15 protein-coding genes are annotated in these 14,806 nt (G+C 68.0%); 2 read left to right on the top strand and 13 right to left on the bottom strand.

Going from position 1 to position 14,806, the window contains the following annotated elements; all coding sequences use genetic code 11:
* Positions 1-10: 10 nt before the first annotated feature.
* Genes nicT through QRN16_RS01525 form a run of 3 tightly spaced genes read right to left on the bottom strand, consistent with a single transcriptional unit; the run spans position 11 to position 3,188 of the window.
* Entirely contained in the window at positions 11-1,111 is a 1,101-nt protein-coding gene (gene nicT, locus QRN16_RS01535; RefSeq protein WP_056441783.1) for a Nickel transporter NicT, read from the bottom strand.
* Between the two features lie 44 nt (positions 1,112-1,155).
* A complete protein-coding gene (locus QRN16_RS01530; RefSeq protein ID WP_285184386.1) occupies positions 1,156-2,373 on the bottom strand; it encodes an MFS transporter in 1,218 nt (405 codons plus the stop codon).
* A 50-nt stretch (positions 2,374-2,423) separates the two neighbouring features.
* On the bottom strand, positions 2,424-3,188 hold the full coding sequence (locus QRN16_RS01525) for a glutamate racemase (protein ID WP_027504620.1): 765 nt from the start codon (positions 3,186-3,188) through the stop codon (positions 2,424-2,426).
* 113 nt (positions 3,189-3,301) lie between these two features.
* Here QRN16_RS01525 and QRN16_RS01520 point away from each other — a divergent pair, with 113 nt between their 5' ends.
* Positions 3,302-3,586: a hypothetical protein gene (locus QRN16_RS01520; RefSeq protein WP_285184385.1), complete on the top strand. Its 285-nt coding sequence runs from the start codon at positions 3,302-3,304 to the stop codon at positions 3,584-3,586.
* 100 nt (positions 3,587-3,686) lie between these two features.
* On the top strand, positions 3,687-4,352 hold the full coding sequence (locus tag QRN16_RS01515; protein WP_285184384.1) for a hypothetical protein: 666 nt from the start codon (positions 3,687-3,689) through the stop codon (positions 4,350-4,352).
* A 61-nt stretch (positions 4,353-4,413) separates the two neighbouring features.
* Here the strand turns inward: QRN16_RS01515 and tuf are convergent, their stop codons facing one another.
* The 10 genes from tuf to QRN16_RS01465 all read right to left on the bottom strand — a co-directional run bounded on the left by tuf (position 4,414) and on the right by QRN16_RS01465 (position 14,806).
* Positions 4,414-5,604 carry an elongation factor Tu gene (tuf, locus tag QRN16_RS01510; RefSeq protein ID WP_027504617.1) on the bottom strand — a complete coding sequence of 397 codons (1,191 nt, stop codon included), beginning with the start codon at positions 5,602-5,604 and terminating at the stop codon, positions 4,414-4,416.
* Between the two features lie 98 nt (positions 5,605-5,702).
* Positions 5,703-7,805 carry an elongation factor G gene (fusA, locus tag QRN16_RS01505; protein ID WP_285184383.1) on the bottom strand — a complete coding sequence of 701 codons (2,103 nt, stop codon included), beginning with the start codon at positions 7,803-7,805 and terminating at the stop codon, positions 5,703-5,705.
* A gap of 90 nt (positions 7,806-7,895) precedes the next feature.
* The gene (gene rpsG, locus QRN16_RS01500; RefSeq protein WP_027504615.1) at positions 7,896-8,366 is read right to left on the bottom strand and encodes a 30S ribosomal protein S7; all 471 of its coding nucleotides are present in this window, start codon (positions 8,364-8,366) and stop codon (positions 7,896-7,898) included.
* Between the two features lies 1 nt (position 8,367).
* Entirely contained in the window at positions 8,368-8,742 is a 375-nt protein-coding gene (gene rpsL / locus QRN16_RS01495; protein ID WP_027504614.1) for a 30S ribosomal protein S12, read from the bottom strand.
* Positions 8,743-9,033: 291 nt separating this feature from the next.
* A complete protein-coding gene (locus QRN16_RS01490; protein ID WP_285184382.1) occupies positions 9,034-9,555 on the bottom strand; it encodes a DUF3558 domain-containing protein in 522 nt (173 codons plus the stop codon).
* Positions 9,552-10,085: a DUF3558 domain-containing protein gene (locus QRN16_RS01485; RefSeq protein WP_285184381.1), complete on the bottom strand. Its 534-nt coding sequence runs from the start codon at positions 10,083-10,085 to the stop codon at positions 9,552-9,554. Before QRN16_RS01485 ends, QRN16_RS01490 begins: the two co-directional genes overlap by 4 nt.
* Before the next feature lie 65 nt (positions 10,086-10,150).
* Positions 10,151-10,825: a TetR/AcrR family transcriptional regulator gene (locus QRN16_RS01480; protein ID WP_051613166.1), complete on the bottom strand. Its 675-nt coding sequence runs from the start codon at positions 10,823-10,825 to the stop codon at positions 10,151-10,153.
* Between the two features lie 5 nt (positions 10,826-10,830).
* Entirely contained in the window at positions 10,831-11,679 is an 849-nt protein-coding gene (locus tag QRN16_RS01475) for an enoyl-CoA hydratase family protein (RefSeq protein ID WP_285184380.1), read from the bottom strand.
* The gene (locus QRN16_RS01470) at positions 11,679-12,839 is read right to left on the bottom strand and encodes an acyl-CoA dehydrogenase family protein (RefSeq protein ID WP_027504609.1); all 1,161 of its coding nucleotides are present in this window, start codon (positions 12,837-12,839) and stop codon (positions 11,679-11,681) included. Before QRN16_RS01470 ends, QRN16_RS01475 begins: the two co-directional genes overlap by 1 nt.
* Complete coding sequence (locus QRN16_RS01465; RefSeq protein WP_285184379.1) at positions 12,836-14,806, bottom strand: acetyl/propionyl/methylcrotonyl-CoA carboxylase subunit alpha; 1,971 nt, start codon at positions 14,804-14,806, stop codon at positions 12,836-12,838. The genes QRN16_RS01470 and QRN16_RS01465 overlap by 4 nt, the downstream gene beginning before the upstream one ends.

Raw genomic sequence — 14,806 nt, 5'->3', positions numbered from 1 at the left:
CTCCCGCGGGTCAGCTCGCCGGCGTCTCCCGCTCGAACCGGTCGTCGATGCGCGCCGCCTTGTAGTAGACGATCGAGCCGATCCAGACCACCACGAACACGACCACCACGATCTGGCCCGCCAGGGTGAGATCCACTGCGGCCACCGCGTCCCAGATGCCGCCGGACAGTCCGAGTTCCTCACCGAGCAACGACAGGATCTGCACGGTGCCCACCACGAGGGCGAGGAAGATCGACAGGCCCGTCATCGTGATGTTGTAGTAGATCTTCCGGACCGGCGTGACGAAGGCCCAGCCGTACGCCTTGGACATGAAGACGCCGTCGAGCGTGTCCATCGTCGACATGCCGGCCGCGAACAGCACCGGCAGCGCGATGATGGCCATCGGCGGCAGGCCACCGGCGATGGCGCTGGTGCCCGCCACGGCGAGCAGACCGACCTGCGTGGCGGTGTCGAACCCCAGGCCGAAGAGCAGCCCCAGCGGATACATCTGCCACGAGTGGCTGATCATCCGGTCGTAGCGGCCGCGGAAGATCCGATTGAGCAGTCCTCTGCGTGCGAGGAGATCGTCGAGCGTCTCGTCGGAGAACTGTCCGCGCCGCGCGGCACGCCACATGCGCACGATGCCGACGAGGACGACCAGGTTCAGGGCCGCGATGAGGTAGAGGAACGTGCCGGAGACGAGGGTGCCGATGATGCCGCCGGTGTCCGCGAAAGCGTCCCGGAAGTCCGTCGCGCGCGATGCGGCGAACGCGATCGCGGCGACGAACGCGAACACGACCGTCGAGTGCCCGAGCGAGAAGAACAGTCCGACCGCCAGGGGCCGCCTGCCCTTCTGCAGCAACAGTCGGGTGGTGTCGTCGATGGCCGCGATGTGGTCGGCGTCGAAGGCGTGCCGCATGCCCAACGTGTAGGCCAACACCCCGGCGCCCGCGTAGACGAGAGTGCCGTCCGCGCCGGTGAGGCCGTGGATCGCCGGGATCGAGTCGTAGTGCAGGAACAGGCCCCACCCGACGACGTGCAGCGCCACGAGCACTGCTGCCAGGCCCAGGAGCCGGGGGATCTCGTCGCGCGTGAAACGCGCACGTCCGGTCACGGTGTCGGCAGACGTCATGGGACACCAATATTCCTCATGGAGCCCGTCCGCGCAGTGCTGGGTCAGACGCGCACGGGTGAGCGGAGCACCGTCGTCGTGACGGCAACCGACGCCAGCGCCACGACGACCGCTCCGTAGACCGTCGCGGTGACGAGGAGACCGGCCGAGTGGATCGCCACACCCGCGACGATGGCCGGCACGCTGAAGGCGAGGTAACTCAGCACGAGCGTCGTGGCGAAGACACTGCCGCGATGCTCCGGCGGTGCGAGAGCGCCGATGATGCTCATCGCGCCGAGGAACGTCGCGCCCCAGCCGAACCCGGACACCGCGGTCCCGACGAAGTACAGCGGCGCCGACGCGATGTGCAGCCCGACGAGATTCACCACGATGCCCGCGGCGAGAGTGAGTGCACCGGCGGTCATGGCCGTGCGCGGGAGAAGAGTACGAGCGGACGCGGCACCGATCGCTCCGGCCGTGAACATCGTGAAGATGTCCAGCCCGCCCACGACGGCGCCGCGGAGATCGAAGACCGTGCCCATGATGGACGGCCCCAGCGACAGGTGGAACCCGCCCAGCGACCACGTCGCGACGAGCGCGGGGACGACCGGCCAGAAGTGGGCACGGATCGACACGGGCAGACCGAGGGTCGGCGTCAGCACCCGCACGACGTGTCGACGGTCGTCGAAGCCTGCCCGGACCGCGGATTCCGGCACCGCCATGACGAGCGCCGTGAGGACGACCAGCGCGACGATCATCACGACGTACACGAGCGTGGTGGGGAACGGCGCGAACTGCACCAGCAGTCCGGCCGCGATACCGCCTGCTCCCAGCCCGAAGGCCGGTGCGACCGAGCTCACCAGGGGGCCGAGACGGTCGGTCGGCTGCAGATCGATGATCGCAGCGGTCAGGGCACCCATGGCCGCGCCGGCCGCCAGGCCCTGCACGACGCGCGCGGCGATGAGCCAGCCGACCCCGTCGGCGAACACGAAGACGACCTGGCTGGCGATCAGCACGAGCAGCGACGTCACGATCACGGGCTTACGGCCGAGGTGGTCGGACAGCGACCCGACGGTCAACAGGGCGGCGAGTAGTGCGAAGACGTACACGGCGAAGACGATGGTCAGCGTCGACGCGCCGAATCCCCATCGGGACTGGTACACGGGGTACAGCGGGGACGGCGCCGCCGACGATCCCATGACGGTGAAGAACACGAGGGCCACCACCCAGAACGAGCGAACGGGGGTCATCCAGGACTGGGGTCGCACCTCGGTCGTCGTCACCGTGGGTCCAACTCCCCCCGCCGACTCCTCATTCCCGCACGGTGACGGCGTCAGAGCGTCGCGGGCACCGCGAGCGACCGCCCGGCCGCGAAGCGCAACGCACTGTCGGGGAGGGAACCGTCGCGCCCCGACAGGGTCACCGACACGCTCCCGTGTCCCTCACGCGGCGACGACACCTCGTCGAGGCGGCGCAGAGTCTGGGCCGCGACGGCCTCGGCGCTGTCGAACATCCGCACACCCGGCGGCAGCGCTGCCATGATCTCGTCCGCCACCAGCGGATAGTGGGTGCACCCCAGGACGATGCCCTGCACGTCGTCCGGCGTCCGCGCCGCTGCCGACGCGATGGCCGCGCTGACGGCCGCGAGATCACCGCGGTCGATGGCATCCGCGAGCCCGTGGCACGCGACGGCCGACACCGTGCGACCCGACGCGAACTCCGCGATCAAGCGCGCCTGATACGACGACGCGGTGGTCGCCGCCGTCGCCCACACCGTGATCGAGTCACACTGCAGTGCAGCGGGTTTGATGGCCGGAACCGTCCCGACCACGGGGGTGGACCCCAGGGCCGCACGGGTCGCGTCGAGCGCGATGACGCTGGCGGTGTTGCACGGCAGCACCACCACCTCGGCTCCACCGTCGACGGCGCGCCGCGCCGTCTCCACGACGTGCGCCTCCGTCCACGCAGTGGGCTTGGGTCCCCACGGCGCGTTGTCCGGGTCGAGGTACAGATGAAGGTCGAGCGACGGGCGCAGTCGACGCAGGCGGGCTGCCGTGGGCAACGACCCCAGGCCCGAGTCGATCAGCGCGACGTTCACGGTGACAATCTACCGCCCCGGCACCGGCCGACCTCCGGACGTCGGCGCGCGGCCACGATGGATGCGGGAAGGCCGGAGGCCGGTCGGAATGTGACAGAGCGCAGACTGAGCGGATGACCGCTCCGCTCGAGCCCGATGAGGCCGACCTCATCGCCGCGGCGGTGCTCGCGGTCCCCGGTGTGGCCGGCCTGCACTCCGGCCTCTTCGGTGAGGCCGTGACGCTGCTGCCGGGTCGACGCATCGAGGGCGTGGTGGTGGGGCACGAGTCCTGCGCCGTGCACATCACGGTCCGCTGTCCGGGAGATCCCCACTCCGTCGTCCACGCCGTCCAGGAGACGCTCGCGCGTGTCGTCCGGATTCCCGTTGTGGTCACGGTGGAGGATTTCGCCGTCGAGTGAGTCGGCGTCACAACGCTTTTCGGCACGGTTGCCGTCGCGACCCGAGAGGACGAGGGTTGCGCGCGCGCCGACGCGGGATCGGCGCGGAAACGGAACTCACATGATGCGCACGATCCTTCGCCGCACTGTCGGCACGACCCTCACCGCCCTCGTGGCACTCACGCTCGGAGCGTCCCCTGCATCGGCCGCTCCGGGCGGTGCTCCGCCCATCGCTCAGGTGCGCACTCTCTCCGCCGGCGACACGGTCACCGTGGTCGGCACGGTCACCACACCGCCCGGCGCCTTCGCATCGAGCTTCCTCGACGTCGGGTTCGGGATCCAGGACCGCACCGCCGGCATCTACATCAGCGCCTCGGCTCCCACCGACGTCGTGCCGGGTACATCGGTGCGTGTCACGGGGTCGCTCGCGGACCAGTCCGGACTTCTGGTGGTGCGACCGACGAGCATCGTGTCGCTGGGACCGGTCGATGCGGTGGCACCCAGACCGGTGGTGGTCCGCGTGGTCGGCGAGTCCACCGAGGCGTCGCTGGTGACGGTCGTCGGACGCGTCACGAGCGCCGTGGTGGACGATCTGCCGTACGGATACAAGTTCACGATCGCGGACCGGACCGGGGAGACCACCGTCTTCGTCAACACGCAGACGGGCATCGACGTGAGCGCGATCCGCGCGGGGCAGACACTGCGCGTCACCGGCATGAGCAGCCAGTACGAGGACCACTACGAGATCGATCCGCGCTCTCCCGCGGACGTCGTCGTGCTGCCCTGACCCCACACACGCCGAACGGCGCCCACCCCGCAGGGTGAGCGCCGTTCGGTGTGAGGCGGTCTTACTTGTTGATCTTCGTGACGCGACCGGCGCCGACGGTGCGGCCACCCTCGCGGATCGCGAAGCGCAGGCCCTCGTCCATGGCGACCGGCTGGATCAGCACGACGGACATCTCGGTGTTGTCACCGGGCATGACCATCTCGGTGCCCTCGGGGAGGGTCACGACGCCCGTCACGTCCGTGGTACGGAAGTAGAACTGCGGGCGGTAGTTGTTGAAGAACGGGGTGTGGCGACCGCCCTCGTCCTTCGACAGGATGTATGCCTGGCCCTCGAACTCCGTGTGGGGAGTGGTGGTGCCGGGCTTGACGACGACCTGTCCACGCTCGACATCTTCGCGCTTGATGCCGCGGACGAGGAGGCCGACGTTGTCGCCCGCCTGGCCCGAGTCGAGCAGCTTGCGGAACATCTCGATGCCGGTGACCGTGGTCTTGGTCGACTTCTCCTTGATGCCGACGATCTCGACATCCTCGTTGACGTTGACCGAGCCACGCTCGATACGGCCGGTGACGACGGTGCCGCGACCGGTGATGGTGAAGACGTCCTCGACGGGCATGAGGAAGGGCTTCTCGGTCTCACGGACGGGGTCCGGAACCGAGTCGTCCACTGCCTGCATGAGCTCGAGAACCGACTCGGCCCACTTCTCGTCGCCCTCGAGTGCCTTGAGAGCGGAGACCTTGACGACGGGAGCGTCCTCGTCGAACTCCTGTGCGGCGAGGAGCTCGCGCACCTCCATCTCGACGAGCTCGATGATCTCGTCGTCGTCCACCATGTCGGCCTTGTTCAGCGCGACGAGGATGTACGGCACGCCGACCTGGCGAGCGAGCAGGACATGCTCGCGCGTCTGGGGCATGGGGCCGTCGGTCGCTGCGACGACGAGGATCGCGCCGTCCATCTGTGCCGCGCCGGTGATCATGTTCTTGATGTAGTCGGCGTGGCCGGGAGCGTCGACGTGTGCGTAGTGACGCTTCTCGGTCTGGTACTCGACGTGGGAGATGTTGATCGTGATACCACGAGCCTTCTCCTCCGGAGCCTTGTCGATCTGGTCGAAGGCCGACGCCTCGTTCAGGTCCGGGAACTTGTCGTGCAGAACCTTGGTGATTGCAGCCGTCAGCGTCGTCTTACCGTGGTCAACGTGACCGATGGTGCCGATGTTGACGTGCGGCTTGGTCCGATCGAACTTCGCCTTGGCCACTGTGTCCTCCTGGACTGTTATTGCCTGCGTTATGCAGCATTACGGATGTACTTACGGGTGGTGCGGTGTGACGGTGGTACCGGGTCCAGCTTCGGAGACTATTCTCCGGTGGCCTTCGCGATGATCTCCTTCGAGACGTTCGAGGGAACCTCTGCGTAGGAGTCGAAGACCATGGAGTAGTTCGCTCGGCCCTGGGTGCGAGACCGCAGGTCACCGATGTAACCGAACATCTCCGACAGCGGAACCAGCGCCTTGACGACACGGGCACCACTGCGTTCCTCCATGGCCTGGATCTGGCCACGGCGGGAGTTCACATCGCCGATCACGTCGCCCATGTACTCCTCGGGCGTGATCACCTCGACCGCCATGAGCGGTTCGAGGATGACCGGACCGGCCTTGCGGGCAGCTTCCTTGAAGGCCTGCGAACCCGCGATCTTGAACGCCATCTCGGACGAGTCGACGTCGTGGTACGCGCCGTCGAGCAGGATCAGCTTGACGTTCACCAGCGGGTAGCCGGCGAGAACGCCGTACTGCATCGCGTCCTGCGCGCCGGCATCCACGGACGGGATGTACTCGCGCGGGATACGACCGCCGGAGACCTTGTTCTCGAACTCGTAGGTCGCGCCGTCCTCGCCGATGAAGGGCTCGAGGCCGATGATGACCTTCGCGAACTGGCCGGAGCCACCCGTCTGCTTCTTGTGGGTGAACTCCTGCTTCTCGACGATCTTGGTGATCGTCTCGCGGTAGGCCACCTGCGGCTTGCCGACGTTGGCCTCGACCTTGAACTCGCGACGCATGCGGTCGACGAGGATGTCGAGGTGGAGCTCGCCCATGCCGCCGATGACGGTCTGGCCGGTCTCCTCGTCGAGCTTGACCGAGAAGGTCGGGTCCTCTTCGGCCAGCTTCTGGATGGCCGTGCCGAGCTTCTCCTGGTCGGACTTCGTCTTCGGCTCGATCGACACCTGGATGACCGGGTCCGGGAACGTCATCGACTCGAGGATGATCTGGTTCTGCGGATCGCAGAGCGTGTCACCCGTCGTCGTGTCCTTCAGACCGATCACGGCGTAGATGTGGCCGGCGCTGGCGGTCGCGACCGGGTTCTCCTTGTTGGAGTGCATCTGGAAGAGCTTGCCCAGACGCTCCTTCTTGCCCTTGGTCGAGTTGATGACCTGCGAGCCGGAGTCGACCTTGCCCGAGTACACGCGCACGTACGTCAGCTTGCCGAAGAACGGGTGCGTCGCGATCTTGAACGCGAGCGCCGCGAACGGCTCGTCGGCGGACGGCTTGCGGGTGAGTTCCTTCTCCTCGTCGCCCACGGCGTGACCGATGGTCTCGGCGACGTCGAGCGGGGACGGGAGGTAGTCGATGACCGCGTCGAGCATGGGCTGGACGCCCTTGTTCTTGAACGCGGAACCGCACAGGATCGGGTACAGCTCGGAGTTGACCGTCATCTTGCGAATCGCGGTCTTGACCTCGTCGATGGTCAGCTCGTCACCGCTGAAGTGCTTCTCCAGCAGTGCCTCGTCGGACTCGGCGACGGTCTCGAGCAGCTCGGTGCGGTACTGATCGGCCCGCTCCTTCAGCTCCTCGGGGATCTCGACGGTCTCGTAGGTCTCGCCGAGCTTCGTCTCTCCGCGCCAGACCTTCGCGTTCATCTCGATCAGGTCGACGATGCCCTCGAAGCTGTCCTCTGCGCCGATCGGCAACTGGATGACCAGCGGCTTGGCGCCGAGGCGATCCTTGATGGTCTGCACGGTGAAGTAGAAGTCCGCACCGAGCTTGTCCATCTTGTTGACGAAACAGATGCGCGGCACGTCGTACTTGTCGGCCTGACGCCACACCTGCTCGGACTGGGGCTCGACGCCCTCCTTGCCGTCGAACACGGCGACGGCACCGTCGAGGACGCGGAGCGAACGCTCCACCTCGACCGTGAAGTCGACGTGCCCGGGGGTGTCGATGATGTTGATCTGGTTGTCGTTCCAGAAGCACGTCGTGGCAGCAGACGTGATGGTGATGCCACGCTCCTGCTCCTGCTCCATCCAGTCCATGGTGGCTGCGCCGTCATGGACCTCACCGATCTTGTACGAGATACCGGTGTAGAAGAGGATGCGCTCGGTAGTGGTGGTCTTACCGGCATCGATGTGGGCCATGATGCCGATGTTGCGGACCTTGTTCAGGTCGGTCAGCACGTCCTGTGCCACGAATTCATCCCGCCTTGGTGTTGGAAGAAGTGAGTCGAAGGTTCAACGCTCGGGTGGCGCCGGATGTTTCCCGGCGCCCCCGAGACGCGATCACCAGCGGTAGTGCGCGAATGCCTTGTTGGCTTCCGCCATCTTGTGCGTGTCCTCGCGACGCTTGACTGCTGCGCCGAGACCGTTGCTGGCATCGAGGAGTTCGTTGGCCAGACGCTCGACCATCGTCTTCTCGCGACGAGCGCGGGAGAACGAGACGAGCCAGCGCAGAGCCAGCGTGGTGGAGCGACCCGGACGAACCTCGACCGGAACCTGGTAGGTGGCGCCACCGACACGACGGCTGCGGACCTCGAGGGCCGGCTTGACGTTGTCCAGTGCGCGCTTGAGCGTCACGACGGGATCGGTGCCCGTCTTCTCGCGTGCCTGCTCGAGAGCCTGGTACACGATGCGCTCCGCGGTCGACTTCTTGCCGTCCAGCAGGATCTTGTTGACCAGCTGGGTGACCAGCGGCGAACCGTAGACGGGATCGTTGATCAGCGGGCGCTTGGGTGCTGGGCCTTTACGTGGCATGTCAGCTCTTCTCCTTCTTGGCGCCGTACTTGCTGCGAGCCTGCTTGCGGTTCTTCACGCCCTGCGTGTCGAGCGAGCCACGGATGATCTTGTAACGGACACCCGGGAGGTCCTTCACGCGACCACCGCGCACGAGCACCATGGAGTGCTCCTGCAGGTTGTGGCCCTCACCGGGGATGTAGGCGGTGACCTCGACGGACGTGGTCAGGCGGACGCGAGCGACCTTACGAAGCGCGGAGTTCGGCTTCTTCGGGGTGGTGGTGTACACGCGAGTGCACACACCACGGCGCTGCGGGCTGCCCTTCAGGGCAGCGGTCTTCAGCTTCGCGACCTTGTCGGTGCGACCCTTGCGGACCAGCTGGTTGATTGTTGGCATGAACCGGCTTTCTTCGTGTCGAGAAACAGGGATCTAGCAGTTGGGGCAAGAGAACGCTGCCCCTCACCCAGTAGTGCTTCCGCGGGCTTCGTGCACCCCGCGGTCGGGTGTGTCGCATACCCCCACACGGCAGCCGCGGTTCTTGCTCGATGGTGAACTCGAACACGGCTGTACCTCGCATAGGCACACAGACGTACCGGCTGGGCCGGGCACGACCTGTAACGGTACCCGGCGGCGCGCCTGATGGTCAAAACGCCCCTGCATCGGGTACAGGAGTTCACCCTTCCGTCGTCACGCCGACAGATTGAGCGAGAGCTGCATCAACCGCGTGGCCGACTCACAGGGATCGGTCGGGTTCCCCGGCCGATACTGCACCCACCAGCCGATGACCCCGGAATCGGGCGACTGCGCCGTAACGCCGCACGATGCCGGGTCGTCCGGTTGACGGATCTCGAGGGCCTTCCGCGAGGACACCTCGACGTCGCTCACCGTCCACCCCATACGTTCGTTCGCCTCGCGCTCGGCCGCGAGCGACCCCGTCTCGAACCAGTCGAACGTCACCTTGACCGCGCCGCCCGGGCCGGTCAGGTCCCACCGGCAGATGGCCCCGATGAAGCCCTGGTCGATGGCGTCGCCGCCCACGACGTCGGCGATCTGCTCCGGCGTCACGGTGTCGCACTCCTCGAGGAGCGAGCGGAACTCGCTGTCCGCGCCACTCACGCCCGCTGCCACGGGCGTGCCCTCGATGGTCGACCCGCATCCGGCGAGCACCGCGGTGACCGACAGCGCCGCCAGAACGCGTCCGGCCCTCACTGCGCACGCTCCGCGACGAGCGTCATCAGACTCTCGGCGACGGCGCACGGATCCGCGGTGGGAGCGCTGTCGGCATACATGACGGAGAAGTGGACGAAGTCGTCGCCGTACTGCAGACCGTTCTCGCAGAGGTACGTCACGCCCGTCGCGTTCTCGGATCGCGCCTCGAACCCCGGTCGACCCTCGATCTCGATGTCCACGGCCGGTCGGCCGATCAGTTCCGACCCCATGCGCTCACGCCCGATCGGGCTCCCGCGGTACCAGGAGAAGCTGACCGACGGGCCGGTCGGACCCGACACCTCCCACTCGCAGCCCACCGAGTTGCGGGTCACGATCGCGAACGACGGCACGGCGAACGCAGTGCGGACCTCCTCGTCCGACAGACCGCCGCAGACGCCGAAGAACGGGCCGGGTCCCTGCGACGCGGACGTGGACGGCGCGTCGTCGGTGGCGGCATCGGAGTCGGATCCGCAACCGGTGAGCCCGAGCAGCACCACTGCTGCCGCGCCGGCCCACCGCACGGAGTTCATGGCGGCAGCCTATCGGAGTGCGGACTGTCGCGAGTACGCCGAAAGTGCCGTGATGCGAGCGCCGATCACGACAGTTCGGACGTACTCGCGGGGGTGCTGGTGCTTGTGGTGGGGGTATCGAGGGCCAGGGACGCGTCGAGCACCGAGGCCCACACCTTCACGATCTCGGCGCGGCGGCGCGAGTCGTCGCTGAGCACGTCGGCGAGACCGAGCCCGCGGGCCAGGTCGAGGGTGGCCTGCACGAGTCGGTGGGTGCGCGGATCACTGTCGTCGGCGCCGAGGTGATCGACCGCCGTGCGGTGCGCCACGCGACCGAACTTCTCCTCGAGAGGCAGGACCCGGGCACGCATCTCGGGATCCGCGGCCGCGGCGGTCCAGACCTGCAGCGCGGCGCGGAAGATGGGGCTCGTGTAGTAGTCGACCAGCCGGGTGACCACGGCCTCGGTCCGCCCGGCGCCCTGCGGGAGCGCACTGCTCTCGGCTCGCGCCTCCCCCATGCGCGTGTCGAACATGTACTCGAGCGCCGCGGTGATGAGGTCCTCCCGCGTCGGGAAGTGGTGCTGGGTGGCACCGCGAGAGACGCCGGCCCGCTCGGCCACGACGGCGACCGTCGTCGCCGCCCATCCCTCGGTGGCGAGCGCGTCGATCGTGGACTCGAGCAGACGCAGTCGCGTGGCGCGGCTGCGATCCTGCTTCGGGCTGCGGGTGTCACCGACCCGGTGACGAGTGGGCACGGTCATGGCCGTCACGTCTCCTTCCCCACAGCGGCGCCGGACGACTCCGCCGGTGCGGCCCACGACGGGCTGCGCTTCTGCAGAAAGGCCATCATCCCCTCCCGCGCCTCGTCCGATGCGAACAGCCTCGCGGACTCCTCCGCCAGGTCCGCGCCCCGGCGGTCGAACTCCTCGAGCATCGCGGCGGTGGTGAGGCGTTTCGACGCCGCGAGACCCTGCGGTGACGATGGACGGATCGCCGCGACGAGTTCGGCCACCGTGGCCCCGGTGTCGGCCGCAGCCTCGGTGACGAGCCCGATGGCCTCCGCCTCGTGCGCGCCGAACGTCTCCGTCGTCAGGAAGTACCGGCTCGCCGCACGCGAGGTCATCCTCGGCACCACCGTCAAGGAGACGATGGACGCGGCCAACCCCAGCCGCGCCTCCGTCAGCGCGAACGAACTCTTCGGCCCGGCCACCACCAGATCGCACGCGCCCACGAGGCCCATACCGCCGGCACGCACATGCCCGTCGATCCTGCCGATCACCGGCTTCGGCGTCTCGAGGATCGCCCGCAGCAGCGTCAGCATCTGCTCGGTGCGCGAGGAGACCGAACTGCCCGCCTCCGTGAGATCGGCACCTGCACAAAATGTTCCGCCGGTGTGGGTGAGGACCACGGCGCGGACGTCCCGATCCGCGCCCGCGTCGCGGAGCCCCGCCGTCAGGTCGTCGACCAGGGCGGTGGAGAGGGCGTTGCGATTGTGCGGGGTGTCGAGTGTCAGAGTCACCACGCCCTCCGACCGATCGACCCGCACAGGTGGTCCGTCGCCCCGACCGGCCTCCGGCCTGCCCTGGCCCCGACCGGCCTCCGGCCTGCCCGCCATCAGTAGCTCTTCGGCAGGCCCAGCGAGTGCTGGGACACGAAGTTCAGGATCATCTCCCGACTGACGGGAGCCACGCGGGCGATGCGCGCCGCACCGAGCATGGACGCGAGGCCGTACTCCTCGGTCAGGCCTGCGCCGCCGTGCGTCTGGATGGCCTGGTCGATGGCCTTGATGCTGGCCTCGGCGGCCGCGTACTTCGCCATGTTGGCCGCTTCCGCCGCACCGAAATCGTCACCGCTGTCGTAGAGCACCGCGGCCTTCTGCATCATCAGCTTCGCCAGTTCGAGCTCGATCTTGCACTGCGCCAACGGATGCGCGATTCCCTGGTGCGCCCCGATGGGGCTCTTCCACACGGTGCGCTCGTTCGCGTACTTCACCGCGGCGTCGAGGGCGTAGCGGCCCATGCCGACGGCCATCGCCGCACCGAGGATGCGCTCGGGGTTGAGACCCGCGAACAACTGCATCAGCGCCGCGTCGGGCTCACCGACCAGCGCCTCGGCCGGCAGCCGGACGTCGTCGAGGAACAGCGTGAACTGATGATCGGGCTCGATGATGTCCATGCGCATCTGCGTCTTGTTCAGGCCCGGTGCATCGGTCGGCACGATGAACAGCGCCGGCTTCAGCTTCCCGGTCTTCGCGTCCTCCGTACGGGAGACGATGAGCACCGCGTCGGCCTGGTCGACGCCGGAGATGTAGATCTTGCTGCCGCGCAGCACCCACTCGTCACCGTCGCGTCGCGCGGTGGTGGTGATCTGGTGGGAGTTGGAGCCGGCGTCGGGCTCGGTGATGCCGAACGCCATGATCGCGGAGCCGTCCGAGAGGCGGGGCAGCCAGGACTGCTTCTGCTCGGGGGTGCCGTACTTCGCGATGATGGTGCCGCAGATCGCCGGGCTGACGACCACGAGCAGCAGGCCCGCACCGAACGAGGACATCTCCTCCTGGACCAGTGCGAGCTCGTAGATGCCGGCACCGCCGCCGCCGTACTCCTCGGGGAGGTTCACCCCGAGGAAGCCCAATTGCCCGGCCTCGTGCCACAGTTCGGTGAGTGCCTCACCCTTGCGTGCCTTGGGCAGCACGTAGTCGATGTAGTTGTGGCGCTTGCCCAGTCCGGCCACCGCGGCGCGGAGGCTCTTCTGCTCGTCCGTCTCGATGAAGCTCATGCCTGATCTCCTTCTGCTGCGACGACCGCCAGTACGGCGTCGACGTCCACCTGGTGTCCCACGGTGACCGTGAGCTCGGTCAGCACGCCCGCCGCGGGTGCGGTGATCGTGTGTTCCATCTTCATGGCCTCGAGCCACAGGATCGGTTGGCCGGCGGTGACGGTGTCGCCGACGGCAGCACCGATCCGCACGACGCTGCCGGGCATCGGTGCCAGCAGCGATCCGGCGGCGACGATCTCGCTCGGATCGACGAACACCGGAACCCGTTCGAGCCGTACCGGTCCGAGCGACGAGTCGACGAACACGGCGTCGCCGTGGACCGCGACGTGGAACTCGCGTCGCACACCGTCGGCCAGCAGCACCACCCGGTCGGACTCGGCCCGGACCAGCGCGCAGTCGTCGACGTCGGTGACGAGCGTTCCGCGCGACAGCCGGTACTCGGCGACGATCTCGGTGCCGTTCACCGCGTACGTCTTGCGTTGCGGCACGGAGGCGAGGTTGCGCCAGCCGCTGGGGAGGGATCGGCCCACCGTCGCCGATTCTCTCGATCGGGTGGCGTCCACGAGCGCTGCGGCGAGTGCGGACAGCCGCACACCCCGGTCGTCGACGAGCGGCCGAGCGAGGACCGCCAGATCGTGCGTCGCGAAGAACGCGGTGTCGGTGTCGCCCGCGAGGAACGCGGGGTGTCTCAGCACCGTGACGAGCAGGTCGCGGTTGGTGCGCACCCCGTGAATGCGCGAGCGCAGCAGCGCTTTCGCCAGGATTCCGGCCGCCTGCTCCCGGGTGGGCGCGTACGAGATCACCTTGGCGAGCATCGGGTCGTAGTGGGTCCCCACCACGCTGCCGTCGACGATGCCCGAGTCGACTCGCAGGCCTGTCCGCGTGAGCACCTCGAACTCTCGCGCTCCGTCGAACTCGACGTGGTGCACGACGCCGCTCTGCGGCTGCCAGTCGCGCGCCGGATCCTCCGCGTACAGACGCACTTCGATCGAGTGTCCGCGCGTGGTGGGCTGCTCGGCCGGGAGCGCGCCGCCCACGGCGACGTGGATCTGCAGTGCCACCAGATCGAGACCGGTGGTGCACTCGGTCACCGGGTGCTCGACCTGCAGGCGCGTGTTCATCTCGAGGAAGTAGAAGTTGCCGCGCTCGTCGCTGAGGAATTCGACGGTGCCGGCCCCCTCGTAGTCGAGCGCCTCGGTGGCGATGCGTGCCGCCTCGAAGAGCTTCTCCCGCATACCCGGAACGCGCTCGACGAGCGGAGACGGCGCCTCCTCGACCACCTTCTGGTGGCGTCGTTGGATGGAGCACTCCCGCTCGCCCACCGCCCACACCGTGCCGTGGCGGTCCGCCATGACCTGGACCTCGATGTGGCGGCCCGTCTCGAGATAGCGCTCGCAGAAGACCGTCGCGTCACCGAAGGCGGACAGCGCCTCCCGCGACGCCGCGTCGATCTCGTCCTGCAGTGCGTCGAGTTCACGCACCACGCGCATACCGCGACCACCACCACCGGCGGACGCCTTCACGAGCACCGGCAGATCGTCCTGCGTGACGGACGCGGGGTCGAGCCGATCGAGCACCGGCACACCGGCGCTCTGCATCATGGCCTTGGACTCGACCTTCGACCCCATCGACTCGATCGCCTTCACCGGCGGACCGATCCAGGTGAGGCCCGCATCCTGCACGGCGCGCGCGAACTCCGCGTTCTCGGACAGGAACCCGTAACCGGGGTGGATCGCGTCGGCGCCGGCGCGCTGCGCCGCCTCGATGATCAGGTCTCCGCGGAGGTACGTCTCCGACGACGCGGAACCGGGCAACCGGACGGCGACGTCGGCGTCGGCGACGTGCGGTGACGCGGAGTCCGGATCGGAGAACACGGCGACCGTGTCGATGCCCTCGGCGCGGCAGGTCGTGAACACGCGGCGGGCGATCTCGCCGCGGTTGGCAACGAGTACTGACGAAATGGTCAT

The sequence above is a fragment of the Rhodococcus sp. MEB041 genome (assembly GCF_030208955.1).
Classification (GTDB): Bacteria; Actinomycetota; Actinomycetes; order Mycobacteriales; family Mycobacteriaceae; genus Rhodococcoides.
The sequence above is the reverse complement of the archived record's forward strand: the minus strand, read 5'-3'. Positions and strand labels throughout refer to the sequence as shown.

Coding starts and splice junctions, on each gene's coding strand:
- QRN16_RS01470 (WP_027504609.1), bottom strand. CDS start 12,839: ATGAGCTTCATCGAGACGGACGAGCAGAAGAGCCTCCGCGCCGCGGTG.
- QRN16_RS01475 (WP_285184380.1), bottom strand. CDS start 11,679: ATGGCGGGCAGGCCGGAGGCCGGTCGGGGCCAGGGCAGGCCGGAGGCC.
- nicT (WP_056441783.1), bottom strand. CDS start 1,111: ATGACGTCTGCCGACACCGTGACCGGACGTGCGCGTTTCACGCGCGAC.
- QRN16_RS01520 (WP_285184385.1), top strand. CDS start 3,302: ATGACCGCTCCGCTCGAGCCCGATGAGGCCGACCTCATCGCCGCGGCG.
- QRN16_RS01465 (WP_285184379.1), bottom strand. CDS start 14,806: ATGACCATTTCGTCAGTACTCGTTGCCAACCGCGGCGAGATCGCCCGC.
- rpsG (WP_027504615.1), bottom strand. CDS start 8,366: ATGCCACGTAAAGGCCCAGCACCCAAGCGCCCGCTGATCAACGATCCC.
- QRN16_RS01485 (WP_285184381.1), bottom strand. CDS start 10,085: ATGAACTCCGTGCGGTGGGCCGGCGCGGCAGCAGTGGTGCTGCTCGGG.
- rpsL (WP_027504614.1), bottom strand. CDS start 8,742: ATGCCAACAATCAACCAGCTGGTCCGCAAGGGTCGCACCGACAAGGTC.
- QRN16_RS01515 (WP_285184384.1), top strand. CDS start 3,687: ATGATGCGCACGATCCTTCGCCGCACTGTCGGCACGACCCTCACCGCC.
- QRN16_RS01480 (WP_051613166.1), bottom strand. CDS start 10,825: ATGACCGTGCCCACTCGTCACCGGGTCGGTGACACCCGCAGCCCGAAG.